We start from the raw sequence: 6,379 nt of genomic DNA, 5'->3' as shown, positions 1-6,379 counted from the left end.
GTTGGTCCCACCCCTTCCCATCCCGAACAGGACCGTGAAACAACTTTGCGCCGATGATAGTGCTGCAACCAGTGTGAAAGTAGGTTATCGTCAGGCTTGTTATTCGCAGTAGAGAAAAACCCGTCAAGCAATTGGCGGGTTTTTTTTCGTCTGGTGCTTTGTTTTATGCACATTTTTACTGTACGTATGGCGGAGTTGACCGAAGTTATCGGCTGCGCACCTTTTTTGCGGGAATGCCAGAACACCTTTGACGTGTAATTCAGGTCGACACTTGTAAGGTGCCTAAAATACCCATCTTGCCACGTCCGTGTTGCCCGCGCGACGGGCACCGTCATGTTCTCTTCATATTGACACTGTACGATGACTTGCATGGCTGCTGCTCTTGAGTGGCCAGTCCCTTTCATCTCATCAAGTAAATGTGTACACCCATGTTGGCCAAGCTTAAACTCGTCAAAACTCCCACAGGTATCGATAGCGCCTTGATGCTCTCGGCCATGCTGATACTCTGGATCGGCAATTACAGCAATCTCGACCTCATGATCGCCGACAGTATGTTCGACGGTGCGCGTGGGCAATTTGCCGGCGCTGACAGCGCGTGGGCGCGCGGTTTCCAGTTCTGCATGACCTTGCTGGCCGCGGCAGCGATAGTCCTGGCGGTCTGGGACACGCAGCGTCCGCTGGCCTGGTCTGCCTCACGTCGCAGCGCCTTGCGCGTTGTGGCCCTGTCGGCCATCTTGGTGCCGCTAAGCATCTATTTGCTCTCTTCCTTCAGCGATGTGCCCTGCCCCACGGATTTGCTGCGCTATGGTGGACTGCAACCGTATACGCGCCTGCTGGAAACATTGCCGGCTAGCGCATCTGCCATGGTCTGCTTGCCCGCCACGCATGCGAACACTGCCTGGTGGATGCTGGCCTTGCCATTGTTCTGCCTGCCCGGACGGCCACGCACGGCACTTTTGTTCGCCAGTGTCATGTTGCTGTGCGGTTTGGCGGCAGGCTGGCAGCAGCAGTTACAAGGTAAGCAATTTTTTACGCACACCTTGTGGTCTGCCTGGATCGCTTCTTTCCTGATCTATCTGCTGCATAATTTGTTCCGGGCCGAGGACGCGTTGGCCTGAAACACAAAAGTACGTCACAATCTGCCTGTCTAGTTGTCGTTTCATACAAAAACAGGAGCACCATGAACGAGCAGATTGCGAGAGAAGTGGTATTGGTCCGTGCTATCGAGACGGCCGACCAGAAAAAAGAAGTCCTCAGCGAGGATGACCGCATGTATGCCAGCCGCAGCGCGCGTGAGCTTGCGCAGTGGCAAGCTTCGGGCAAGCAGGCCGAAGTGACAGGTGACGATTTCCTGCAGCAGCGCTCCGAGCTGATCCTCAAGCGCATCACCGAGCGCACGCCCGCTTTTGCTGCCTTCGCGAAACGCCGTAACGGCATGAAGACCCTGGCGCTGACATTGCCCTTGCTGGCACTGCTGCTGGGTGCCGGGCTGGACCGCATCACGGATCCCCATCGCGTGGATCTGCTGTCGGCGCCCTTGCTGCTGATCATCGCCTGGAATGTGCTGGTCTACCTGGGCTTGCTGATCTGGCTATGCATCCCCTCGCACTCCCTCGGCTGGCCGAAGGCGGGACTGGTGCGCCACCTGAGCGTGGGCCGCCTGGCGTTGCCGCGCAAACTGCCGCACGCCTTGTCCTCGGGCTTGCTCAGTTTTATGGGGGAATGGGCGCACTTGAGCGCCAAGCTGACGGCCGCGCGCCTCAGCCGTACCATTCACCTGAGCGCCGCCATGTTTGCCATCGGCGCCGTCGCTTCACTGTACGCGCGCGGCTTCCTGTCGCAGTACGCGGCCGGTTGGGAAAGCACTTTTTTGAATGCCAGCCAGGTGCACAGCCTGCTTTCGACCCTGTTTGCGCCGGCTATTGCCCTGTTTCATTTGCAAGGCTTTTCGCTGGCGGAAATCGAAGCGCTGCGCTTCCCGCAAACGACGACCGTCGAAGGCGGCGCACGCTGGGTGCATTTATATGCGGCAACGATTTTCCTGCTGGTGGTCGTTCCCCGCCTGATACTGGCACTGGTCAACAACTGGCGCGCAGCGCGCCTGGCCAAGCACTTTCCGCTGGATCTCGACCAACCGTATTTCCGCAAGCTTAATGAAAGCATCGGCGTGGCAACTGGCGGCATGCTGCGTGTCTTGCCGTACAGCTTTACTGTCGATGAGGCACGTCACAAGGGGCTGGGGCAAATCGCCCTCATGCTGTTCGGCGAGCAGGGCCGCATGATGTTGCGTCCATCGACGTCGTATGGCGAGGAGCCGCAGGACGTCTTGCGCGACACGGACTTGAATGATCCACAAGTCAATATCACGGCCGTGCTGTTCAACCTGACGGCGACGCCGGAAAAGGAAAACCACGGCGCCTTCCTCGATTACCTGGCGCAATCGTCGGCACGCGGCATCGCTGTACTGATCGACGAATCCAGCTACCTGGAACGCGCGGGCGAGCAGGTGGATAATGCCGCCCGCCTGGCGGAAAGAATCGCCTTGTGGCAACAGTTCTGCCAGTTCCATAAAACCACGGCCACCCTGGTCAATTTGCTCAATCCTGCCTTGCACCCGCTTGATGCCGGTGTCGGGCTGAAAGTATCGGCAGCAGCATGAGTGTGAATGTAAATAAAAATGTGCAGGATGATGCGGTACAGATTCAGTTTGCGCTGATTTCGCACACGAATAATGGCAAGACGACCTTGGCGCGCACTTTAGTGGGCGTGGACATTGGCGAAGTGCGCGATGCCGCCCACGTGACTGTGTTTGCGGAATCGCATACCTTGCTGGCCACGCCGCAGGGCGATGCCTTGCAATTGTGGGACACGCCCGGCTTTGGCGACTCCGTGCGCCTGCTCAAGCGCTTGGGCCAGTCGGGCAATCCCATCGGCTGGTTCCTGCGCGAAGTGCTGGACCGTTACCGCGACCGCCCGTTCTGGCTCAGCCAGCAGGCGCTGCGTACGGCCAAGGACTCTGCCGACGTGGTGCTGTACCTGGTGAATTCCTCGGAACATCCCAAGGATGCGGGCTACTTGCCGGCAGAAATGAAAATCCTCGCCTGGCTGGATAAGCCGGTGGTGGTCTTGCTCAATCAAATGGGGCCGCCGCGTCCTGGCAATGAGGAGCACGGCGAGCAGGCGCGCTGGCGCGAGCATTTGCAGCAATATCCCATCGTGCGCGATGTCCTGGCGCTCGATGCCTTTGCCCGCTGCTGGGTTCATGAGCGCGTGTTTTACGAAGCCGTGGGTAAATTGTTGCCGCAGTCGCAGCAAGCCGGCTATGCGCGTCTGTTTTCTGCCTGGCAAGAGCAGAATACGGCGCGTTTCCAGCAAGCCATGCATTTGCTGGCCACGCAACTGGCAGTGGCAGGGCAGGATCGCGAAGCCATCGAGCTCGGCTCCAAGGGCTTGCTGAAATCGGCCTTGCAGGTAGTGGGCATCGGTAAGAATGCAGAGCAGCAACGCCAGGAAAAAGCCATGGCCAGCCTGGTGGCACGGCTCAATACGCACAGCGGCGTGACCACGCGTGAGCTCTTGATCTTGCACAAACTCGACCCGACCGATGCGCATAAGATCAATAGCCGGATACGGGAAAATTTTGCCGTGCGCGCGCCGATCGACAAGGCGCAAGCGGGGTTATTGGGTGCCATGATTTCCGGCGCGGCGACGGGGCTGTCGGCCGACCTGATTTCCGGCGGCCTGACTTTGGGCACGGGCGCCTTGCTTGGTGGCGTGGTCGGTGCGCTGACGTTTGCCGGCGCTGCCTGGGGCTTTAATTCCGGCACGGACCGCAATGAACCCACCATGCAATTCACGGATGCCTTTTTGCGCACCCTGGTGGTGGCGGGCGTGCTGCGTTACCTGGCGGTGGCGCACTTTGGCCGTGGCCGCGGCAATTTTGTGGAAAGCGAGGCGCCGGCTTTCTGGCAGGATGAGGTCGAGCAGGCGGTGGCGCGCCATGAAGGCGCATTGGCCGAGCTGTGGAAAGAGGTGCGCCGGGAGAAATCGCCGGAGCAGGCCGCCGAGCGCGTCTTGCCCGTCATCTCGTCCATCACCTCCGATACCCTGGCGCGTCTGTATCCGGATGTGGCGCGTCTGGTATAGCTTATCAGGCGCGGGCTTGCAGCCACCGTTCCAGAAATTGCACGCAAGCCCTGACCTTGGCCGAGTTCGACAGCCGCGAAGTGGTCACCGCCCACACATCGGCGACCTGATGATACGCGGGCAAAATACGCACCAGCTTGCCTTGCGCCAGGCTGCTTTCCACATCCCATGCCGAACGCAAGATGATGCCGTGGCCGTCCAGCGCCCATTGATGAACGATCTCGCCATTATTGGCCGATAGCGGCCCATCGACCTTCACCGTTTCCGACCCTTGCGGCCCCTGCAGTTTCCAGCGTCGCCCATCCAGGTCACGCTCGCGGATGACGATGCAGTCATGCTCGCGCAATTGCGCCAGCGTGTCCGGCGTTCCGCGTTGTGCCAGATAGGAGGGGGCGGCGCACAGTACGCGTTGATTGCTGGCAATGCGGTGGGCGATCAGGTCTGGCTCGCGCACCACGCCGATGCGAATGTCGAGATCGAAACCCTCGCCCAGCAGGTCGACGGGACGGTCGAGCAATTCCAGCTGTATTTTCAAGTCTGGATATTGCCGTGCCAGCTGGGAGAGGGCTGGGCCGAGCCGGTTGCGCCCGAAGCCGGAACTTGAGCAAATGCGCAGTAGGCCCTGCGGCTGCAATTTCGACTGTGCTACCGCTTCCCCCATCTGTTCGACATCTTCCAGGATGCGCTGCGCCCATTGCCGCACGATCTCGCCGTGATCGGTGACGCTGACCCTGCGTGTGGTCCGGTGCAGCAACCGTACTTCTAGCGCCGCTTCCAGCATGCCGATGCGCTTGCTGACGACCGCCTTGGAAATACCCAGTTCCAGCGCCGTGGCGGCGAAACTGGTTTTATGGGCGACCTGGCAAAACAGGCGTAAATCTTCCAGCAGCGGCGTATGTTTCATCGATTGAGCACGAAATGTGGATACTGAGGTCATGAATACCCTGATTGTATTCTGATGCGGCGCCAGTATCATCAACGCATCCATCTATAAACAGGAGAACCTCATGCCCGCACACAGAATCGCAGTCATCGCCGGCGACGGCATAGGCAATGAAGTCATGCCGGAAGGGCTGCGTGTCGTCGAGGCTGCCGCGCGCCGTTTCAATATCGACTTGCAGTTCACGACCATGGAGTGGGCGAATTGCGACTACTACCTCGAGCACGGTCAGATGATGCCCTCGGACTGGTTTGCCCAGCTCAAGGATTTCGACGCCATCTATTTTGGTGCCGTCGGCTGGCCGGACAAGGTGCCGGACCATATCTCGCTGTGGGGTTCGTTACTAAAATTCCGGCGCGAGTTCGACGAATACGTCAACTTGCGGCCCGTGCGCCTGATGCCGGGTGTGCCGTGTCCGCTGGCGAATAAGAAGCCGGGCGATATCGACTTTTATGTGGTGCGTGAAAATACGGAAGGAGAGTATTCGTCCGTGGGCGGGCGCATGTTCGAGGGGACGGAACGCGAAACGGTGCTGCAGGAATCCGTGTTTACGCGCAAGGGCGTTGACCGCATCCTGAAGTATGCGTTTGAGCTGGCGCAAAGCCGGCCTAAAAAACACCTGACATCGGCGACCAAGTCGAATGGTATCGCCATCAGCATGCCGTATTGGGATGAGCGGGTGGAGGCGATGGGGCCCAGCTTTCCCGATGTCCACTGGGATAAATACCATATCGACATCCTGGCGGCCCGTTTCGTGCTCAGTCCCGAGCGCTTCGACGTGGTGGTTGCGTCGAATCTGTTTGGCGACATTCTGTCCGACCTGGGCCCCGCGTGCACGGGAACGATTGCCATCGCGCCATCGGCCAATATCAATCCGGAACGCACGTTCCCCTCTGTCTTCGAGCCCGTGCACGGATCCGCACCCGATATCTATGGCCAGAATATCGCCAACCCGATCGGCATGATCTGGTCGGGCGCCATGATGCTGGACTTCCTCGGTAATGGCGATGCCAATTACACGGCGGCGCATGACGCGGTTTTGCGCGCCATTGAGAAGGTGCTTGAGCATGGCCCGCGAACACCGGACATGGGCGGCAGCGCCAGTACGACCGATGTGGGCATTGCAATTGCCGAATTGCTGAAATAAAGCTTGCCGCCCATGGGCGGCTTTGCTATAGTTCGCCTCCCCAATGAGACGCACTAGTTTGCGGCACAAAAGGGACAGCCTTCAGGGGCTGGGTAGTAGAAAAGAAGGTGTTGACGATTGTGCTGAAATGCTTCATACTCTTCCTT

General features: G+C 59.2%; 5 protein-coding genes and 1 rRNA gene. 5 read left to right on the top strand and 1 reads right to left on the bottom strand.

The window, feature by feature from the left end:
* The 4 genes from rrf to CSQ91_RS28320 all read left to right on the top strand — a co-directional run.
* Positions 1-96, top strand: a 5S ribosomal RNA gene (rrf, locus tag CSQ91_RS29440); the annotation flags it as partial.
* Between the two features lie 332 nt (positions 97-428).
* Positions 429-1,118, top strand: a complete 690-nt coding sequence (locus CSQ91_RS28330; protein WP_099390275.1) for an acid phosphatase — start codon at positions 429-431, stop codon at positions 1,116-1,118.
* Positions 1,119-1,180: 62 nt separating this feature from the next.
* Positions 1,181-2,659, top strand: coding sequence for a DUF2868 domain-containing protein (locus tag CSQ91_RS28325; protein WP_099390274.1), 1,479 nt, complete (start codon positions 1,181-1,183; stop codon positions 2,657-2,659).
* Entirely contained in the window at positions 2,656-4,146 is a 1,491-nt protein-coding gene (locus tag CSQ91_RS28320; RefSeq protein ID WP_099390273.1) for a DUF3482 domain-containing protein, read from the top strand. The genes CSQ91_RS28325 and CSQ91_RS28320 overlap by 4 nt, the downstream gene beginning before the upstream one ends.
* 4 nt (positions 4,147-4,150) lie before the next feature.
* On the opposite strand, the gene CSQ91_RS28315 is transcribed toward CSQ91_RS28320, so the two are convergent.
* The gene (locus tag CSQ91_RS28315; protein ID WP_092613754.1) at positions 4,151-5,050 is read right to left on the bottom strand and encodes a LysR family transcriptional regulator; all 900 of its coding nucleotides are present in this window, start codon (positions 5,048-5,050) and stop codon (positions 4,151-4,153) included.
* A 103-nt stretch (positions 5,051-5,153) separates the two neighbouring features.
* On the opposite strand from CSQ91_RS28315, the gene CSQ91_RS28310 reads away from it, so the two are divergent.
* Positions 5,154-6,233 (top strand): tartrate dehydrogenase, encoded by a 1,080-nt coding sequence (locus CSQ91_RS28310; RefSeq protein WP_099390272.1) that lies wholly within the window; start codon positions 5,154-5,156, stop codon positions 6,231-6,233.
* The last annotated feature ends 146 nt before the right edge of the window (positions 6,234-6,379 follow it).

This window comes from Janthinobacterium sp. BJB301 (assembly GCF_002735685.1).
In the GTDB taxonomy this organism is placed as follows: Bacteria; Pseudomonadota; Gammaproteobacteria; order Burkholderiales; family Burkholderiaceae_D; genus Janthinobacterium; species Janthinobacterium lividum.
Note: the sequence above shows the minus strand (reverse complement) of the source record. Positions and strands in the feature narration are given on the sequence as shown.